Here is a 17378-nt window from a genome sequence, read left to right as displayed (position 1 = left end):
ACCCCCGCGATGGGCCGCGCCGACACGGGACGTCCATTCCGGCGGTCGCGTCACCCGCCGGAGAAGTTTGAAGCCTACTGTCGGGACGGGCCGAGCGTCAAGGAATCCTCCCTGTCGATTGCCTTAAAACTATGCAATCTTCGCGATAAGTGTCTGAAAATCGTCCGGAGGCGCGGTCTCGAACAGCAGGGGCCGGCCGGTCGCCGGGTGGGTGAAGCCCAGCCGCGCCGCGTGCAGCGCCTGGCGCGGGAAGTCCAGGGCGGCGCGCCGCGCGGGCTCGGGCAGGCCGCGCGCGGCGGCGGGAATCCGTCGCAGATAGACCGGGTCGCCCAGCAGGGGATGGCCGTGGGCGGCGAAATGCACCCGGATCTGGTGGGTGCGGCCGGTGGCCAGCCTGCATTCCGCCAGGCTGACGGCGCCGTGGAAGCTCTGCCGGGTGCGGTAATGGGTCAGCGCCTGCTTGCCGCCATGGGCGACCAAGGCCATGCGCTTGCGATCGCGCTTGTCCCGGCCGATCGCGCCTTCGAACGATCCGCTGGACGGCGCCATCATGCCCCAGGCCAGCGCCAGATAGATGCGGTCGATATCCCGGGCGGCGAATGCCTCGGACAACGCCGCGTGCGCGGCTTCGGTCTTGGCCACCACCATCACGCCCGACGTGTCCTTATCCAGCCGGTGGACGATGCCCGGCCGCCGTTCGCCGCCGATGCCGGTCAGGCTGTCGCCGCAATGGGCCAGCAGCGCGTTGACCAGCGTGCCGTCCTCGTTCCCCGGCGCGGGGTGGACCACCAGGCCGGCCGGCTTGTCCAGCACGATCAGGTCGGAATCCTCGTACAGCACGGTAAAGGGAATCGCCTGTGCCTGCGGCGTTGCGGGCATTGCGGGCGGCACCCTTATTTCATAACACAGGCCGGCCCGGACCGGATCGGCCGGATCGCGCAGGACCGCGCCGTCGCGCAGCACGTGCCCCGCTTCCATCAGCGCCTTGACGCGGGACCGCGACAGCGTGCCCAGCCTGTCGGCCAGGAAACGGTCGGTGCGCCGGCCGGCATCCCCGGCGCCGGCAGCGATGCGGCCGGGCGGGAGGGGCGGCAGGTGGGGGGTGTCGTCGGTCATGCGCGGCTCTTAACGGAAATTGGCCGCCGGGAAAATGACGGCGGGGGACACGGAACAGGATCATGGACGTACAATTGTCGAAAGGCCCCGGATCGCGGGCGCTGCTTGCGGCGGTCATCGGGATGGGCGTGTTGCTGGTGGTGGGTTCGCTGGTGCTGGTGGGGGTGCTGGTCCACCGGATTTCCCACCCTCATCCGGCGCCCGGCCTGCCGGAAGCCGATCATGCCGCCGCCGGCCTCGCCGCCGCGTGGCCGTTCGAAGGACCCCATGGCCAACTGACGCTGAACGAACCGCCGGGCACCCACATTACCGGCATGACCCGCCAGGGCGACGGGCTGCTGGCGGTTTCGCTGTCGGGGGGTGGGCCCGACCGCGTCATCCTGTGGGATCTGGCCCATGCCCGTGTCGCAGCACGGCTGGTTCTGACGCCGTGAGGTGAAGGCCGCCGCGTAATGGACTGGATTCAATGGATCTTGGCGATCTTGGGAAAATGACCATCCGGTGAATATTTCTGTTCAAGGTGGGTTGCGTCCCGGTCCGCGATGGCATAGAAGCTGCCTCGTCCAGCGTCCCGTTCGTCTAGCGGCCTAGGACACCGCCCTTTCACGGCGGTAACACGGGTTCGATTCCCGTACGGGACGCCAGGGATCTTCAATGTCAATTTCAGTGCGATTTCCAGTCGTCGGCTTCTGCCGGGATTGCCCCTCTGTCGGCGTCGGTACGGCCTGATTCGGGCACTTTGCCGCCTCTTTGCCGCGACGGAGGTAGGCGACCGGCGGATCGGCGTGTAGCATGCCGCTTCATCACTCTTATTTGAGCAACCGATCAGAGCGGCTTCGACATCATGTTTCCATTTCTGGCCAGGCGTCGTCTGCTCCAGGCCGCTGCGGGCGGTCTCTGCCTCGGCGTGCCGGGCAAGGAAGGGAAGGCGGCCGCGCCTTCCGACTGGTCACTCTACAAGCTGCGGTACGTGTCGTCCGACGGCCGCGTCGTCGATAGCGGAAACGGCATGCAGTCCCATTCCGAAGGGCAGGGCTATGGCATGCTGTTCGCCCAGGCCTTCGACGACCAGGACGTGTTCGACCGCATGTTCGCATGGACCGAGCGAACGCTGAAACGTCAGGGCGATGCACTGCATGCCTGGCATTATCTGCCCAACGTGACGCCCCATGTGCCGGATACGAACAACGCGACCGACGGCGACCTGCTGATCGCGCTGGCCCTGGTTCTGGCCGGGCGGCGGTGGGGGCGCCCGGAACTGGAGGCGTCGGCCCGCGACATTTACGCGGCCCTGCGGAAGCGGGTCGTCGTGACGGTCGGCAGGCGTGCGGTCCTGCTGCCGGGACTCGATGGTTTTGCCTGGCCCGACCATGCCCTGGTGAACGCGTCCTATTACATCATGCCTTCCCTGATGGCGGCCGCGGAACTGGACGATCGCAGCGTATGGCAAAACGTCATCCGCGACGGGATGGACCTGATCCGGCGTGGGCGGTTCGGGCGGTGGAACCTGCCCCCGGACTGGATGCAGGTCTCGCCGGGCATCGACATGCCGGCGATCGCCCGGGGGCGGCCGGCGCGGTTTTCCTATGATGCGGTCAGGGTGCCGCTTTATCTGCAATGGGCTGGGTTGCTGGACCCGGGCCTGCGGGCGGATTTCCAGCGTTACTGGAACGGCTGGGGCGGGACGATGCCGGCCTGGGTGAACCTGCAGACCGGGGAACGGTCGCCCTATGACGCACCGCCGGGTTTCTATGCGGTCGGGATCGGGGCGGGGCTGCTGGACATGCCCGGAACCAGGAGCATGGCTTTTCCGTCCATGGCGCAAAGCCCGGATTATTACTCCGCCTCGCTGACCCTGCTGGCCTCGCTGGTGATGGATGGCCTGGCGTCGGACATCGTGCAGCGCGACGGCGGCATGTTCTGACCGTTTTTTTTACCGTTTCCACGGTTATCTTTTCGCTAACGTCATCACATGTTAGAGATGCGAAAATGAGTGGGTCGGGTCGTGGGCGCTGTCTTCCGTTCGCGGCGTGCAGCGCGCCGAGCCTTGGGGTGATGGTGGGGCGATGCTCGGTTCGGAATTTCCGTTGAACAACGCGGCTTTGTCCGGGGCGGATGAGGGGGCGGACGTGTCGGCCCTCCGTCGGGCGGTGAACGAGCCCGATCTGTCCTATCGGACCTTCGGCAATCTGGATCAGATACCGGCCGAGGCGATCGAAGCCGCCTTGCCGCACGACGAATTGGCCCCGCTTGCGCCGTCCTTCGCCTCGGCCGGGTCCGAGGCGGCGGCGGGCGCGGAGATGCCGCCGCCGGGAGCGTTCGCGCCCTCCGGGGCGCCGGCCGAGGGCGCCGTGCCGCTGGATATGCCGTCCCGTCCGGCTGCGCCGATGGCGGCCGCGTTTCCGCCCGATCCGGCGCACCGGAGGCGGGTGGACGACGTGGCGGCCGGATCCGTCACGGCAGGGGGCGGGGGGGGAAACCGGCGCATGCGGCTGTCGGACATGTTTGCCGTCCTGCGCGGGGAGGCGGTCCTCGATCGGTCCGAGCGCACGCTGCGCGGCATGTTTCGCTGATCGTCCGGCAGGTCATCGGTCGGCCATGGCGGGACCCTTCAGTTCGAGAATCGTCTCATGTCCTTGATAGACGACGCGACGTCCGTCGCGCTGTTCGCGGACATCCCCCGCCAGGTCTTCGTCATTAATCAATTCGATCCGATGACCCGTCCGGGGTCGGCGATCGCGCGCAGTTTGGGGGAATGGATGGGGCGGCGATTGCTGGGTGTCGTGCATCGTGACGAACATGTCGGTGAAGCTCTTGCGGCGCAGAAGCCGATCGCCAGCTATGCGCCGCGATCGCAGGCGCATCACGACCTGGCCGTGATTGCACGTCGGCCGACGGCCATGGTGGGCGGCTGATGCGTCGCGTCATCTTTCCCCGCGCCGCGGCGGCGCGACTGGCTGCCCCGGGCGCCGCGTTCCTGGGCGCCGCGTTCGCCCGCCTGGCGGAGGGGCGGTACGGGCGTGCCGTTCTCGGCGGCTGCGTCCTGTTCGGCGTCGTGACCGCGATGATGGCCAGCATGGCCCTGCTGTCCGACGATGCGCAACTGATCGTGGCGGCCATCGGCATCCTGCTGTTCTTTTTCGTCAATCGCCATCGCAGCGCCAGGGCCACGCTGTTTCTGCAGGTCCTCTCGCTGGTCGTATCGTTTCGCTACCTGGCCTGGCGGGTGACCGAGACGCTGGATTTCAGCTCCGCCGTGCAGGTCGCGCTGGCCATCACGCTGGGGCTGGCGGAAATCTATGCGCTGATGATGCTGCTGCTCAGCTATTTCCAGACGATCCATCCGCTGGGGCGCAAGCCGGTGCCGATGCCGGCGGATCTGTCGCTCTGGCCCAGTATCGACGTCTATATCCCGACCTATAACGAGGACCTGAGCATCGTCCGCATGACCGTGCTGGCCTGCATGGCGATGGACTGGCCCGCCGACCGGCTGAACGTCTACATCCTCGACGACGGCCGCCGGCAGGAATTCCTGGAATTCGCCCGTCTCGTCGGGGTCGGTTACATCACGCGTCCCGACAATGCCCACGCCAAGGCGGGCAACCTCAATTACGCGATGCGGCAGACGGAAGGCGAATACATCGTCATCTTCGACTGCGACCACGTGCCCGTCCGGGCGTTCCTGCAGGCGACCGTCGGCTGGTTCCTGGTCGATCCCGAACTGGCGATGATGCAGACGCCGCATCATTTCTATTCGCCCGATCCGTTCCAGCGCAATCTGGCCAAGGGGCACAGCGTCCCGCCCGAAGGCAACATGTTCTATGGCCTGTTGCAGGACGGCAATGATTTCTGGAACGCCACCTTCTTCTGCGGGTCCTGTGCCGTCCTGCGCCGCGCCGCGCTGCGGCAGATCGGCGGGATCGCCGTCGAAACGGTGACCGAGGATTGCCACACGGCGCTGAAGCTGCAGCGCAAGGGCTGGTCGACGGCGTATCTGCGCCTGCCGCTTGCGGCCGGCCTGTCGACCGAACGGCTGATCCTGCATGTCGGGCAGCGCATGCGCTGGGCGCGGGGCATGCTGCAGATCCTTCGGGTGGATAATCCGCTTTTCGGTCCCGGCCTGACGGTGGCGCAGCGGCTCTGCTATTTTTCCGCGATGGCCGGATTTCTCTTCGCTATTCCCAGGCTGATCTTCCTGACCTCGCCGCTTGCCTATCTTCTGTTCAGCCAGACCCTGATCGCCGCGTCGCCCGAGGCGATATTCGCATATGTCCTGCCGCATTTCTTTCATTCCATCGCGACGTCGGCCCGGGTGCAGAAGAACTGGCGCTATTCGTTCTGGAGCGAGATCTATGAGACCGCGCTGGCGCTCTTTCTCGTCCGCGTCACGATCGTGACCATGCTGTTCCCCAAGCATGGCAAGTTCAACGTGACCGAGAAGGGCGGCGTCCTGGAGGAATCCTATACGGACTGGCGCGCGATCTATCCCAACATCGTCCTTGGCGGCCTTCTGCTGGTGGGAATGGCGTGGGGGGCCTGGCGCCTGGCCGCGATGCAGAACGATGCGATCACGCGCAATGCGCTGTGGATGAACGAAGTGTGGATCTCGGTCAGCCTGATCATCGTCCTGGCCGCGATCACCGTGGGGCATGAAACCCGGCAGTTGCGGCGCAATGCGCGTATTCCCGCCGCGTTGCCCGTGACCGTACGGGGCGCGGATAGGCGGCTTTGCCGTGGCACGACCAGCGACGTGTCGCGCGGCGGCTGCCGGCTGCATCTGGATGCCGCGGATGCGGCGATGTTCGACGCGGCGGCCGAAATCGACGTGTTTCCCGACCCGTACGAAGCCCCCGTCCGTGCGCGGGTGCTGAGCGTGCATAACGGCGTGATGAACTTTGAATGGCAGCCTATGACGATTCGCGACGAGGCGCGGATCATCCGTTTCGTCTTCGGGCGCGCCGATGCCTGGACCAACTGGAATGAATACAGTCCCGACCGGCCGCTGCGCAGCCTGTGGATGGCGATCAGCAGCATCCGCAATATCGGCATGCCGGCCGACAAGCCCGCCAGTGCGCGTCATCATCCAGGCGCGATCGCCGCGCGGGCGCGGGCGCGCCAATCGATCGGCGATACGCGCCGGGAGGTCGTGACGTTGATGCCGCGCAAAACGAATTCGATGATGGTTGCGCTGGGTGCGCTGGGTGCGCTTGGTCTGGCTTCGACCGCCATGGCCCAGGCGGCGAACACCATGCCGCCGGCCGGCGCGTCGTCCGTGCCGGCGGAGGTGGGGGCGGATGTGGGGGCGGCGGATGCGGGGGACGATTTGCCGCTGCCGAAACTGCGCGGCGCCAACGGTGATGCGTCGGCGGCGCAGGATGATGCTCGGCTCGGGACTCCGCCCGGCCCCTTATCAGGGACCTTGCCCGGCGCCTTGCCCGGTGCGTCGACCCGCACCTGGACGCTGCGGCAGCTTGGCGCGCCGGCCGCGATGCACATGACGCCCTATGCCGCGATTCAGGGACTGGATTTCGGCATCCCGTCCAGCCAGCTCGTGACGTCGGCGCATCTGACGCTGACGGGCGCGCTGTCCCCGTCGCTGCTGGCGCAGAGCAGCAGCGTCACGATCCGGCTGAACGACCAGTATGTCGGAACCATCCCAGTCAATCGCGATCATCCGGAATTCGGTCCGTTGACCTTCCCGGTCAATCCCGCCTTCTTCATGGCGCGGAACACGCTCAATTTCACGTTCGCCGGCCAATATACCGAAACCTGCGGCAACCAGGTCAGCGACGTGCTGTGGGCCGACATGTCCGGGCAGTCGGCGATCAGCGTGACGACCGTGCCGCTGCCCGCGCGCCGCATGCTGTCCGCGTTGCCGGCGCCTTTCGTCGATACGGCGGTGAATGAGCGGGCGGTCGTGCCGTTCGTGCTGCCGAACCGGATGGAAATGGCGTCGCCGCGCACGGTCGCGGTCCTGAAGGCGGCGGCGGATGTCGCGTCCTGGTTCGGCAAGATCGCCGATTTTCATCATGTCAGCTTTCCGGTCTCGACCGACGTGCCGTCGGCAGGAAATGCCGTCGCCATCGGCGTGGCGGCCGACCTGCCGCCGGCGATCGCCCGGTCGGTTTCCGTCGCCGGGCCGACCCTCGCGGAAATCGGCAATCCCACGGACCCGTTCGGGACGATCCTGGTGGTGACGGGGCGCAGCGACGCGGAACTGGCCGCCGCCGCGCGGGGGCTGGCCTTCATGTCGGAATCGCTGGGCGCCGGTTCCAGCCAGATCGTCCCGCCGGTGACCGTCGGACCGCGCCGGCCTTATGACGCGCCGGCTTTCCTGCCGACCGATCGCGTGGTGCGTTTCGGGGAACTGGTCAGTTCGAGCGCGCTGCAAGGCCATGGCTACGTGCCCGGCACGCTGGCGGTGCCGTTCCGTATCTCGCCGGACCTGTATACGTGGCGCGACCGTCCGTTCGAGGCCGATTTCCGTATCCGGACGCCGCTGGAAAGCGACGTCGACCTGCGGCAGTCCCGCGTCGACGTGGCGCTGAACGACGTCTATCTGGCCAGCTATTCCTGGCGCGCGCCCGAACGCCTGCCGCGCCTGCTGAGCCGGTTCTTTCCGGATACGTCGCCTGTGCTTCAGGATCGGGCAAGGCTGCCGATCTGGGGCGTCTATGGCCAGAACGAGCTGAAATTCTATTTCGACGGCCGTCCGGCGATGCGCCGGGATTGCAGCGCGATGCCGCAGGACATCTCGGTCGGCATCGACCCGGATTCCACCCTGGATTTCCGGCGCGCCTATCATTTCGCCACGCTGCCCAATCTGGCCTATTTCGCCAATAGCGGCTTTCCGTTCACCCGCATGGCGGATCTGTCGCAGACCGCGGTGGTCCTGCCGCCCCGGCCGGGCCCGGCGATCCTGACGGCCTATCTGGATCTGATGGGAATGCTGGGCTCTTATAGCTGGTATCCGGCGGAACGCGTCGCGGTGGTCGGCCCGGGGCAGGTCGGGACGGTCCGCGATGACGACCTGATCGTCCTGGATACGCTGCCGGGCAATGATCTGGTCGCGTCCCTGCTGGCAGGCACCCCCTATGGGCTGGAAAACGGCCGGTTGCGGATGGCGCAGCGTTCGATCCTGGATGGAATCCGCTATGCTTTTCCGGAAAGCCGGTCGCATGAGGGACGCACGGTCGCCCTGGAAGGGTCGCTGCCGCTGAATGGCGGGGGCGCGTTGATCGGCACCGAATCCCCCTATGCGACGGGGCGATCGGTGGTCCTGATGCTGGGCGGTACGCCGCAAGGCGTCGACGACCTGGTCCATGTGCTGCAGGATCCCAGCCTGCAGAAGGGCGTGCAGGGCGACCTGACGGTGGTCGACGGCGACAAGATCATCGCGTCGCGCAATGGTGCGACCTATACGGTCGGGTCTCTGCCCTGGTGGCTGTGGTCGGACTGGGTCCTGCGCGAACACCCGATCCGCGTGATATTGCTGTCGGTTCTCGGCGCGCTGGTGACGGGCCTGGCCTTGAACAAGGGGTTGTCCCTGCGCGCGGCACGGCGGCAGGCCTATCTCGACGCCAGCGGGGCAGGCGGACGATGAGGCCGTGCCGCAGTTTCCGGGGCCGCCGCACCCGGGCGGGCCTGCGCATCCTGCTGTTGGGCGGCGGATTATGGGGCGGCGGATCGGTCCTCGCGCCTTGTGCCGAGGCCCAGGATAGGGGGCCCCAGGACAGAGGGGCCCAGGACGCAAATGCTGCTGCGGCGGGGCAGGCTGGGATGGGGCAGGCCGAGGCGGGACAGGAAAGCGCGCTGGTGACGATCCTGATCCAGCGGGCGCAATACTGGCTCGACAAGGGACGGTACGACCAGGTGCAGCAGGCGCTGGGTCAGGCGCGGCAGGTCGCGCCGCGCGACCCGCGCGCGATCGCGCTGTCGGGCCAGTTGGCATTGCGTATGGGCGATCCCGATCTGGCCCGCCGGATGGCGGCGCTGCTGCACGATGTGGCGCCCGCCGCGCAGGAGACGCGGCAACTGGACCAGGCCCTGCGCCTGCAGGGGGGCGCGGGCGACGCGCTTGAAGCAATCCGCGCGGCGGCCCGCAGCGGCCAGATCAGTGCGGCGGTGGCCGGATACCGGCGCCTGTTCCCCGATGGTCCGCCGCCGCAATATGCCTTGGAATATTACCATACCCTGGCCGGCGCGGTGGGCTATCGCGACCAGGGTTTGACGGGATTGCGCAACCTTGTCGCCGCCGATCCGGACGACGTCGCGGCGCAGATCGCCTATGCCCAGGTCTTGACCTGGCGTGATGCCACCCGTCTCGGCGGGCTGGCCCGCCTGCAGCGCCTGGACGGGCTGCCGGGCTTGTCCGCACCTGATCGCGCGGCCATCCGCAGGGCCTGGCGCACGGCTCTGCTCTGGCTGCCCGAGGCGCCCGAAACCGTGCCGTACTACGATGCGTGGCTGCGGCTCGATCCCGGCGATACCGAAATCGGCACCGTGCGGGGCAAGGCGCGGGCCGCGCAGCCCCAGGGCGTGGCGCAGGACCGGACGCAGGGTTTCGAGGATCTGAATGCCGGCCGCCTCGATGCCGCCGCCGCGCATTTCATGCACGCCCTGACCGGCAGCCCCAACGATCCCGACGCGCTGGGCGGCCTGGGCGTGACGCGGATGCGCCAGGGCCGGGCGGACGAAGCCCGCGACCTGCTGTCGCGCGCCAGCCAGGCCGGTCCGGTGGAGGCCGCCAAATGGCGTGACGCGTTGAACGGCGCCACGGTCTCGGGCGCGTACGGCCAGGTGCATCGCCTGATGGCGCTGGGGCACTATGCCGATGCGCAATCCCTGATCGACAGCACGCTTGCCGCGGATCCGACGCAGATCGGGCTGGTCGCCCTTCAGGGCGACATTGCCCGCCGGCGTGGCGATATCGGCCGGGCCGAGACGCTCTATCGTCATGTCCTGCAGGCGCAGCCCGACAATCTGGATGCCTTGCAGGGGCTTTATCAGATCCTGCAATCCTCCGGCCGCCAGGCGCAGGCCGCGGCATTGACGGAGCGGCTGCGGCGTCTGTCGCCGGCCTTCGTGCGGCAGATGGCGCAGTCCGATCTGCTGGCCCGGGCCGGGCAGGCGCCGACCCTGGATGATCGCATCGGCCTGCTGCGCCAGGGCGTCGCGGACCAGCCGCAGGACCCGTGGATCCGTCTGCGCCTGGCCCAGGCGCTGACGGAAGCGGGCGACCGCGCAGAAGCGGCGGAGGTGATGGCGCCGCTGTCGTCGCCCGATGGGCGCGTCGGCGTCGCGGCGTTGCAGGCCGCGATCTATTTCGCCAACCAGACCGACGACTTCACGACGGTCAGGCAGCTTCTGCAGCGCCTGCCGCGTGGGGCGCGCCCGCCCGACATTCAGCGCATCGCGGCCAGGGCCGAAGACCAGCAACTGGTCGCCGATGCGCCGCCCGACCTGCCGGAAGCGAGACTTTATTTCCTGCAGATGGCGCATCGTGGCCGGGATCCCGACGGCGCGCGGGGACGATTGGTCGCCGACGCGCTGCTGGCGCGCGGGGATGCCGCCGGCGCGCGCAGCATTCTGGAGGCGTTCCTGGAAGCGTCCTATCCCCCGACGCCGCGCCAGCGCCTGGCCTATGCCGGGGTTTACATGCGCATGCAGGATTCGCGGCATGCCCGTCAGATGCTGGAAGGACTCGCCATGGCCGGCCATGGTGAGTCCTCTCTGGGGGCCGATGACCTGGCGGCCCTGCGCAGCCTGCGGACGGGCCTGGCGATCCTGGCATCGGATCAATTGAACGATCAGGGGCGGCAGGCCGACGCGTTCGACGCGCTGCAGCCGGCGCTGACCGAAACCCAGCCCAGCGCGGCCGCCCGGCTGGCGCTCGCGCGGCTTTATCAATCCAGCAATCAGCCGGCGATGGCGCTGTCCATCGCGCGTGCCGTGACCGCGCGGGATCCTTCGGACCTGGATGCCAGGCTGAGCGTCGTGCGTCTCGCGCTGCAGGCGGATGACCTCGACGAAGCCGAGGCCCAACTGCGCGAGATGACCGAGCAGGCGCCCTCGGACCCGCGGACCTGGCTGGCGTCGGCGGTCATTCACCGGGCGGGGGGCAACTGGACGGCCAGCCTGGGGGATCTTGCGCGGGCGCGGGACCTGCGGTTGCAGCAGGTCGGCCATGGTGCCGGTACGCGGGACGGCATTCCGTTGGACAACCCGTTCCGCACGGTGGCGCGGCGCGCGGAATCCGGTGGTGCGGAGAGCCAGGACCCGGTCCTGCGCGCCATCGACAGCGAGGCCGCCAGCACGACCCGGGATTACGCGCCGTTCGTCGATATCGGCCCGGTCTATCGCACCCGGTCGGGGACCGGCCTGAACCAGTTGACCGAAGGCGACCTGGCGATGTCCGCCGCGTTCCCGGTCGGCCCGGGGCGCCTGACGGCATCGGTTACCCCGGCGGTCCTTTCGACCGGCACCGGCAGCATGGATTACATCGAGGGCCTGCGCGAAGTCGGGGTCACGGCCCTGACCGGCGACTACGCCGCCGCGATGCGCCGCCGCGACGCGGTCGGCGCCGGGCTGAACGTCGCCTATGCGTGGCGGTGGCTGACGCTGGATCTGGGCACGTCGCCCCTGGGGTTCAGCGAAACCAACATCCTCGGCGGCCTGTCGTTCAGCCCGCAACTGACCAGCACGATGCGCCTGCGGGTGACGGCCGAGCGACGGGCGGCCACGGACAGCATTCTGTCCTATGCCGGCCTGCATGACAGCGCGGTCGGCGGGAGTTGGGGCGGGGTGGTGCGGAACCGGCTGAACAGTCAACTCGAATATGGCGACCCGCTGATGAATTTCTATCTTCGTGGCGGCTTCGCCTATCTGCAGGGCCACGGCACGCCGGACAATATCGAGTACGAGGCCGGCGGCGGGGGCGGCGTGTCCCTGTACAAAGACACGGTCAATGCCGTGCGGCTGGGCGTGGATCTCACCTGGTTCCGTTACAACAATAACCAGTATCTTTTTACTTATGGTAATGGCGGTTATTTCTCGCCGCAATCCTTTGTCTCGTTGCTTGTGCCGGTACGATATGCGGGGCAGAGCGGCCAATGGACGTGGAATGCCGGCGTGTCGCTCGGCTTCCAATCCTATCATTCCCGTTCCGCCCTGTTCTATCCGACCAGCCCCGTCCTGCAGGCCGTGCTGGACGGCAGCGATCCGGCCGGAGCCCTGTCGCCCGGCCGGTCGTCATCGGGCCTGGTCGGGGGGGCGAACGCGCATCTGTCCTATCAGGTGACCCCGGTGCTGCGTGTCGCCGGCGATCTGCTCTATCAGAAAGCCGGCCCATGGAACGAAACGACGGCCGGGCTGTCCATTCATTATTCCTTCGAGGATGGCCGCTGATGTCTTCCGACATGATTTTCTTCCTGCGCGAATTCGCGGCCGGTTTCGACGCGCAGGTCGGGTCCGAGGCGCGGGATCGTTTCCTGCGCCAGGTCGGCGCGAGCATGGCGGGGCGCCTGACGCTGCCGCCATGCGAAACGGTCGAGGCGCTGGAACTGGAAATCAATGCGCATCTGGCGCTGCTCGGGTGGGGGCGGGCGACGCTGGCGGTGGATACGGCCCGGAAAAAACTGCGTATTCGCCATGCCGGCCTGCCGCGTATCGGGTCGGCCGGCGCGCCGGCGGGGTATTGGCTGGCGTCCTGCCTGGCCGGACTTTATGAGACCTGGATCGGTCGCCAGCCGGATGCCCAGCCCGGCTATGGCATCATCTGGCAGCCGGATCAGGAAACCGCGGACGATCTTCTGACGTTGGAATTTGGTGCCGGGGACCATGGTGCCCGCCGGGCCTGAGGCCCGGTAGCGGCGTCGCGGGGCGGGAGGGCGGAACGCCGCTTTAATGCGGCGGGAAGGTTCATGGCCATTGAAAATGGGGCCTTGCCGGCGCATATGCGCCGGTCTGAACGGTGCAAAATCGGTTTTTTCCCATTTGCTTGCAAATTCCAAACAATGCGGCGATATTGTGGCCGTGGACTTTTCAGGCAGCGGAGCCTGATTGCGCATTCCGAGATTGCTACAAGAATTTTCAAAATTCATCCTGATTACGCACTATTTTCAGCCAGGGATTTATGGTACAAAGCGAGAACATTTGTTGTTTTCGAGAGGCTTGATCGATGGCTCGCAACAAGGTCCAGTTTCAGAAAGGGCTAAGCGAAGCCCAATTTGACGAACTTTACGGAAGCGAAGAGAAGTGCCGAGCGGTGATCTTTGGCTGGCGTTGGCCATCTGGTTTTGAATGCCCGGCCTGCGGCGGGCGTGAGCACAGCGTCATTCAGAGCCGTGGGCAGTATCAATGCAGCGCCTGTCGGAAGCAGACGTCGCTGATCGCCGGAACGATCTTCGCGGCAACCAAGGTGCCGTTACGGACCTGGTTTCGTGCCCTGTACCATCTGACCCAGAGCAAAGGCGGCATCTCCAGCATCGAACTGGGGCGCAGGCTCGGCGTGACGCAGACCACGGCCTGGAAGATCAAGCATAAACTCGCGCAGGTAATGATGGAGCGCGAGGCCGGCAAGCGACTGAAGGGACGGATCGAACTGGACGACGCCTATCTCGGCGGAGAACGCGGCGGCGGCAAGCGCGGGCGAGGATCAGCGGGCAAGACGCCGATCGTGGCCGCTGTTGAAACCACACCGCAAGGCAAGCCAATCCGCCTGAAACTCCGCCGGGTGGCCGGGTTCAGTAGGGCCGAGATCGCAAAGATGGCAAAAAACAGCTTCGACCCCGCCAGCAGCGTGGTCAGTGACGGTCTACGCTGTTTCGCCGCCGTCACCGAAGCAGGGTGCGTCCATCATCCCATCCTGACCGGTTCGGGACCAAAGGCAGGCCGCAACCCTGCTTTCAAATGGGTCAATACCGCTCTCGCCAACATCAAGAATGCCATGACCGGTACTTACCGTGCTATCCGTGACAAGCATGCGCCGCGCTATCTCGCCGAGTTCGTTTATCGCTTCAATCGCCGCTTCGACCTCGCCTCCATGATCCCTCGCCTCGGATACGCCGCCGTCAGAACCCCGCCCATGCCCTATCGCCTGCTCAAATTGGCTGAAATTAGTGCGTAATCAGGAAATTCATTTAATCGACGCTTCGTGGATGCAGGAATTGCCATGTCGAGTTTCAGCCAGAATATTCGCTGGGATGCGGGTTTCGGTCGCCTGATCCAGAAAAAAATCATGCCGTCGGGCGGATTTTACCGGGCACTCGTCATATGGCTTGTTATTTCCGGAATCATCTGGGGCGTGATCGGCTATCTCGCGTGGTGCCTGTGGCGCTGGATATAGCCCGCGTGGTGTGACGGGTGGCCGGCTGCTGGTCCGGCGGCAGTGAATAGTCCGGCGGCACGAACCGGCGACCTTGCGGCGCGTTGCGGGCACAGGCCCCACGCATGGGGCCCAGCCCTTCGGAGCGCCGTCATGACATGGTCGATCCCACTGGGTCGCGTCGCCGGCACCGCCATTCGGGTGCATGTGACGTTCTTTCTGCTTCTGCTCTGGGTGGCGATGGTTGCCGGCGCGCAGGGCGGTCCCGATGCGGCCTGGCAGGGGGTGGTCTTCATCCTGCTGGTCTTCGTCTGCGTGGTCCTGCACGAATTCGGCCATATCCTGATGGCGCGACATTTCGGGGTGAGCACGTCCGACATCACGCTGCTGCCGATCGGCGGCGTCGCGCGTCTGGCGCGGATGCCCGAGAACCCGACCCAGGAATTGCTGGTGGCCCTGGCCGGACCGGCGGTCAACCTGGTGATCGCGCTGGTGCTGTTCGCGGCGACCGGCACCCGGCCCAGCCTGGCCGCGGCGGCGGGGGCGTTCGGGACCGGGAACCTGGTGGCGCGGCTGGCGACGGTCAATCTGTTCCTGCTGCTGTTCAACCTGCTGCCGGCCTTTCCGATGGATGGCGGGCGGGTGCTGCGCGCGCTGCTGGGCTATCGCATGAGCTTCGTCCACGCGACGCAGGTTGCGGCCTCGATCGGGCAGGGGGTGGCGATCGGGCTGGGATTTCTGGGACTGCTGGGCAATCCGATCCTGCTGTTCATCGCGCTGTTCGTCTATCTGGGCGCCGCGGCCGAATCCCACATGGTGCAGTTGCGCCAGGTCGCGCAGGGGCTGATCGCGGGTGAATCCATGATGACGCGCTATCAGGCCTTGCCGCTGTCGGCCACGCTGGGCGATGCGGCGGATGCCCTGGTGCGGACGGCCCAGCCGGTCTTTCCGGTCATGGACGGGCAGGAGCGGCTGCGGGGCGTGCTGACCCAATCCGCCCTGGTCGCACGGCTGCATGTCGACGGTCCCGACGGGGCGGTGGCGGATGCGATGGTGCCTGCGATTCCCGCCATCCATCCCTATCAGCCGCTGTCCGAGGCGCTGCGCCTGCTGCAGGAACCGCCCAACCCGCCCGCGGTCGCCGTGGTCGGCCCGGATGACCGGCTGATGGGGCTGATTACCGCGGATACGATCGGCGAGGTGATGCTGACCCATGGCGTGAACAACCGCCCGCCCGTCGGCCCGGCCCGGCCGCCGGGCGACCGGGCGGCGGCCTGACGGGGCCGGGAGCTACGCCACCACGAGCGGTTCGGCCTCGGCGATCTCGGTCCGGTTGCGGCCCTTCTTCTTGGCCCGGTACAGGGCCGCGTCGGCCCGGCGCAGCAGGTATTCGTAATCCGGATGGCCGGAATAGAGCGCCGCGCCGATCGACACGGTCATGCGGCAGGTCGTGCCGTCGGGCATGGTCACGGCGGTCGCTTCGACCTGACGGCGCAGGCGCTCGGCGGCCTGGGCCATCCGGGTGCCGTCCGTGTCGCCCAGCACGATCAGGAATTCCTCGCCGCCATAGCGGAAGACCATGTCGCTGGGCCGGCAGGATTCTTCCACGACCCGGGCGACGGCGCGCAGCACGGCGTCGCCGCCGGCATGGCCGTGGGTGTCGTTGACGTGCTTGAAATGGTCCACGTCCAGGAACAGCACGGCGAGCGGCCGGCCGGTCTGGTTGGCCACCCGCAATTCGTACGACATGATCGACGGCAGGAAGCGCCGGTTCAGCACCCGGGTCAGCGGGTCGGCGGCGTCGCCGCCATTGCGGCTGCTGCGGAACAGCATGTCCAGGCTGTTCATGATCTCGGTTACGTCGGCATGCAGCGCTGCCAGAGGGGCGGACATGTCGTCGCCCGCCGTGACGGCGCGCATGATCGCCGGCAGCCTGTCCTGGTCGATCCGGGCGATCAGCCCGGTCAGATGGGGGACGATCGCGGTGCCGTCGAACAGCAATCCGACCTTGTGGGTCACCCACAGGCCGAATTCGGAGCGGGCCAGCCCGGCGGGCCGCGGCGTGTCGGATGTCCGGGCGGCGCAGATCGTCCGCAGCACGTCGTAGCTCCAGGCCATCAGCGCCGCCTTCTGGGTCTCGCCCTCACGCGACAGGTCCTGGTTCAGCGCGAAGAGGCGATAGGCGGTGTCGGCCGCCGCCGTGCGCTCGCGGTGCCGCCAATAGGTGAAGGAAATCAGCCCCATCGCTCCGGAGAGGGTGCCGACGATGTAGATGACCGCGTCGGTGAACAGGTCATGGTCCAGCGTCCGCGTGCCCAGGGCCTGGATCAGGGCGCGCTGGATCAGCGATACGCCTTCGGACACCAGGGCGACGGAAATCCCGGCCCGGGCGTGGAAGCGCCCGATATGGCGCTGGGCCTCGACCAGGCGGGTCGGAGCGGGCGGCGTGGCGGGGAATAATTCGCCCAGCCAGCGCGCCAGCGAGGCATGCAGCCGGTCGGTCGTGGCGGCGTCGGCCAGAAAGCCGCCTGCCTCGGCATGTTCGGTGAAATGCGCATAGAACGCGGCGACCAGCGCCGGGGTGTGGTCCCGGACCAGGTCGTGAACCGCCTGGCGCGCGGCGGGCGACGTCGCGGCGAAGACGTGCTGCAGCGCGGCGTCGGCGGTCGAAGCCGATTCGCCCTTCATGCCTGATTCCGCCCGGCCGGCATGGCCGGTGTGGGGAAAATATTTCGGAAAACATATTGAATCGTCAAATCGGGCACTCTGTCGTCCTGGCAGTCTTCAAATTAAATCAAATGCTTAGATGGATACTGATTTCCGCAACCCATCATATGAATTTCGGGGGCGGGATGCCAGCCAGGGGCCGGTCCGGCGATCGGGCGGTCATGGAGCGAAGGTTCGCCGGTCCGCGCGCGGCGCTCTTGCATCGTAACGG

General features: G+C 67.1%; 12 protein-coding genes and 1 tRNA gene. 11 read left to right on the top strand and 2 right to left on the bottom strand.

Annotation, left to right across the window (positions count from 1 at the left end; genetic code table 11):
* Nucleotides 1-129: 129 nt before the first annotated feature.
* Nucleotides 130-1116 (bottom strand): RluA family pseudouridine synthase, encoded by a 987-nt coding sequence (locus AAC691_RS04315; protein WP_342629066.1) that lies wholly within the window; start codon nucleotides 1114-1116, stop codon nucleotides 130-132.
* A gap of 62 nt (nucleotides 1117-1178) precedes the next feature.
* Between AAC691_RS04315 and AAC691_RS04310 the strand changes: the two genes are divergently transcribed.
* The 11 genes from AAC691_RS04310 to AAC691_RS04260 all read left to right on the top strand — a co-directional run bounded on the left by AAC691_RS04310 (nucleotide 1179) and on the right by AAC691_RS04260 (nucleotide 15718).
* The gene (locus AAC691_RS04310; RefSeq protein ID WP_323991330.1) at nucleotides 1179-1550 is read left to right on the top strand and encodes a hypothetical protein; all 372 of its coding nucleotides are present in this window, start codon (nucleotides 1179-1181) and stop codon (nucleotides 1548-1550) included.
* A gap of 134 nt (nucleotides 1551-1684) precedes the next feature.
* A tRNA-Glu gene (locus AAC691_RS04305) sits at nucleotides 1685-1760 on the top strand.
* Nucleotides 1761-1960: 200 nt separating this feature from the next.
* Complete coding sequence (locus AAC691_RS04300; protein WP_342629065.1) at nucleotides 1961-3040, top strand: glycosyl hydrolase family 8; 1080 nt, start codon at nucleotides 1961-1963, stop codon at nucleotides 3038-3040.
* Between the two features lie 205 nt (nucleotides 3041-3245).
* The gene (locus tag AAC691_RS04295; RefSeq protein ID WP_342629064.1) at nucleotides 3246-3689 is read left to right on the top strand and encodes a hypothetical protein; all 444 of its coding nucleotides are present in this window, start codon (nucleotides 3246-3248) and stop codon (nucleotides 3687-3689) included.
* 57 nt (nucleotides 3690-3746) lie between these two features.
* On the top strand, nucleotides 3747-4031 hold the full coding sequence (locus tag AAC691_RS04290; RefSeq protein WP_342629063.1) for a cellulose synthase operon protein YhjQ/BcsQ: 285 nt from the start codon (nucleotides 3747-3749) through the stop codon (nucleotides 4029-4031).
* Complete coding sequence (bcsA, locus tag AAC691_RS04285; protein ID WP_342629062.1) at nucleotides 4031-8719, top strand: UDP-forming cellulose synthase catalytic subunit; 4689 nt, start codon at nucleotides 4031-4033, stop codon at nucleotides 8717-8719. The genes AAC691_RS04290 and bcsA overlap by 1 nt, the downstream gene beginning before the upstream one ends.
* Complete coding sequence (locus AAC691_RS04280) at nucleotides 8716-12522, top strand: cellulose synthase subunit BcsC-related outer membrane protein (RefSeq protein WP_342629061.1); 3807 nt, start codon at nucleotides 8716-8718, stop codon at nucleotides 12520-12522. Before bcsA ends, AAC691_RS04280 begins: the two co-directional genes overlap by 4 nt.
* Nucleotides 12522-12974 (top strand): cellulose biosynthesis protein BcsD, encoded by a 453-nt coding sequence (gene bcsD, locus AAC691_RS04275; protein ID WP_342629060.1) that lies wholly within the window; start codon nucleotides 12522-12524, stop codon nucleotides 12972-12974. Before AAC691_RS04280 ends, bcsD begins: the two co-directional genes overlap by 1 nt.
* A gap of 320 nt (nucleotides 12975-13294) precedes the next feature.
* Nucleotides 13295-14242, top strand: coding sequence for an IS1595 family transposase (locus tag AAC691_RS04270; protein WP_342627419.1), 948 nt, complete (start codon nucleotides 13295-13297; stop codon nucleotides 14240-14242).
* A 45-nt stretch (nucleotides 14243-14287) separates the two neighbouring features.
* Nucleotides 14288-14461: a hypothetical protein gene (locus AAC691_RS04265; protein ID WP_176639388.1), complete on the top strand. Its 174-nt coding sequence runs from the start codon at nucleotides 14288-14290 to the stop codon at nucleotides 14459-14461.
* A gap of 132 nt (nucleotides 14462-14593) precedes the next feature.
* Nucleotides 14594-15718, top strand: a complete 1125-nt coding sequence (locus AAC691_RS04260; RefSeq protein WP_342629059.1) for a site-2 protease family protein — start codon at nucleotides 14594-14596, stop codon at nucleotides 15716-15718.
* Between the two features lie 12 nt (nucleotides 15719-15730).
* Here AAC691_RS04260 and AAC691_RS04255 read toward each other — a convergent pair whose 3' ends face one another.
* Nucleotides 15731-17128 carry a GGDEF domain-containing protein gene (locus AAC691_RS04255; protein WP_342629058.1) on the bottom strand — a complete coding sequence of 466 codons (1398 nt, stop codon included), beginning with the start codon at nucleotides 17126-17128 and terminating at the stop codon, nucleotides 15731-15733.
* Nucleotides 17129-17378: the final 250 nt, after the last annotated feature.

The sequence above is a fragment of the Nguyenibacter vanlangensis genome (assembly GCF_038719015.1).
Taxonomy (GTDB): Bacteria; Pseudomonadota; Alphaproteobacteria; order Acetobacterales; family Acetobacteraceae; genus Gluconacetobacter; species Gluconacetobacter vanlangensis.
The sequence above is the reverse complement of the archived record's forward strand: the minus strand, read 5'-3'. Positions and strand labels throughout refer to the sequence as shown.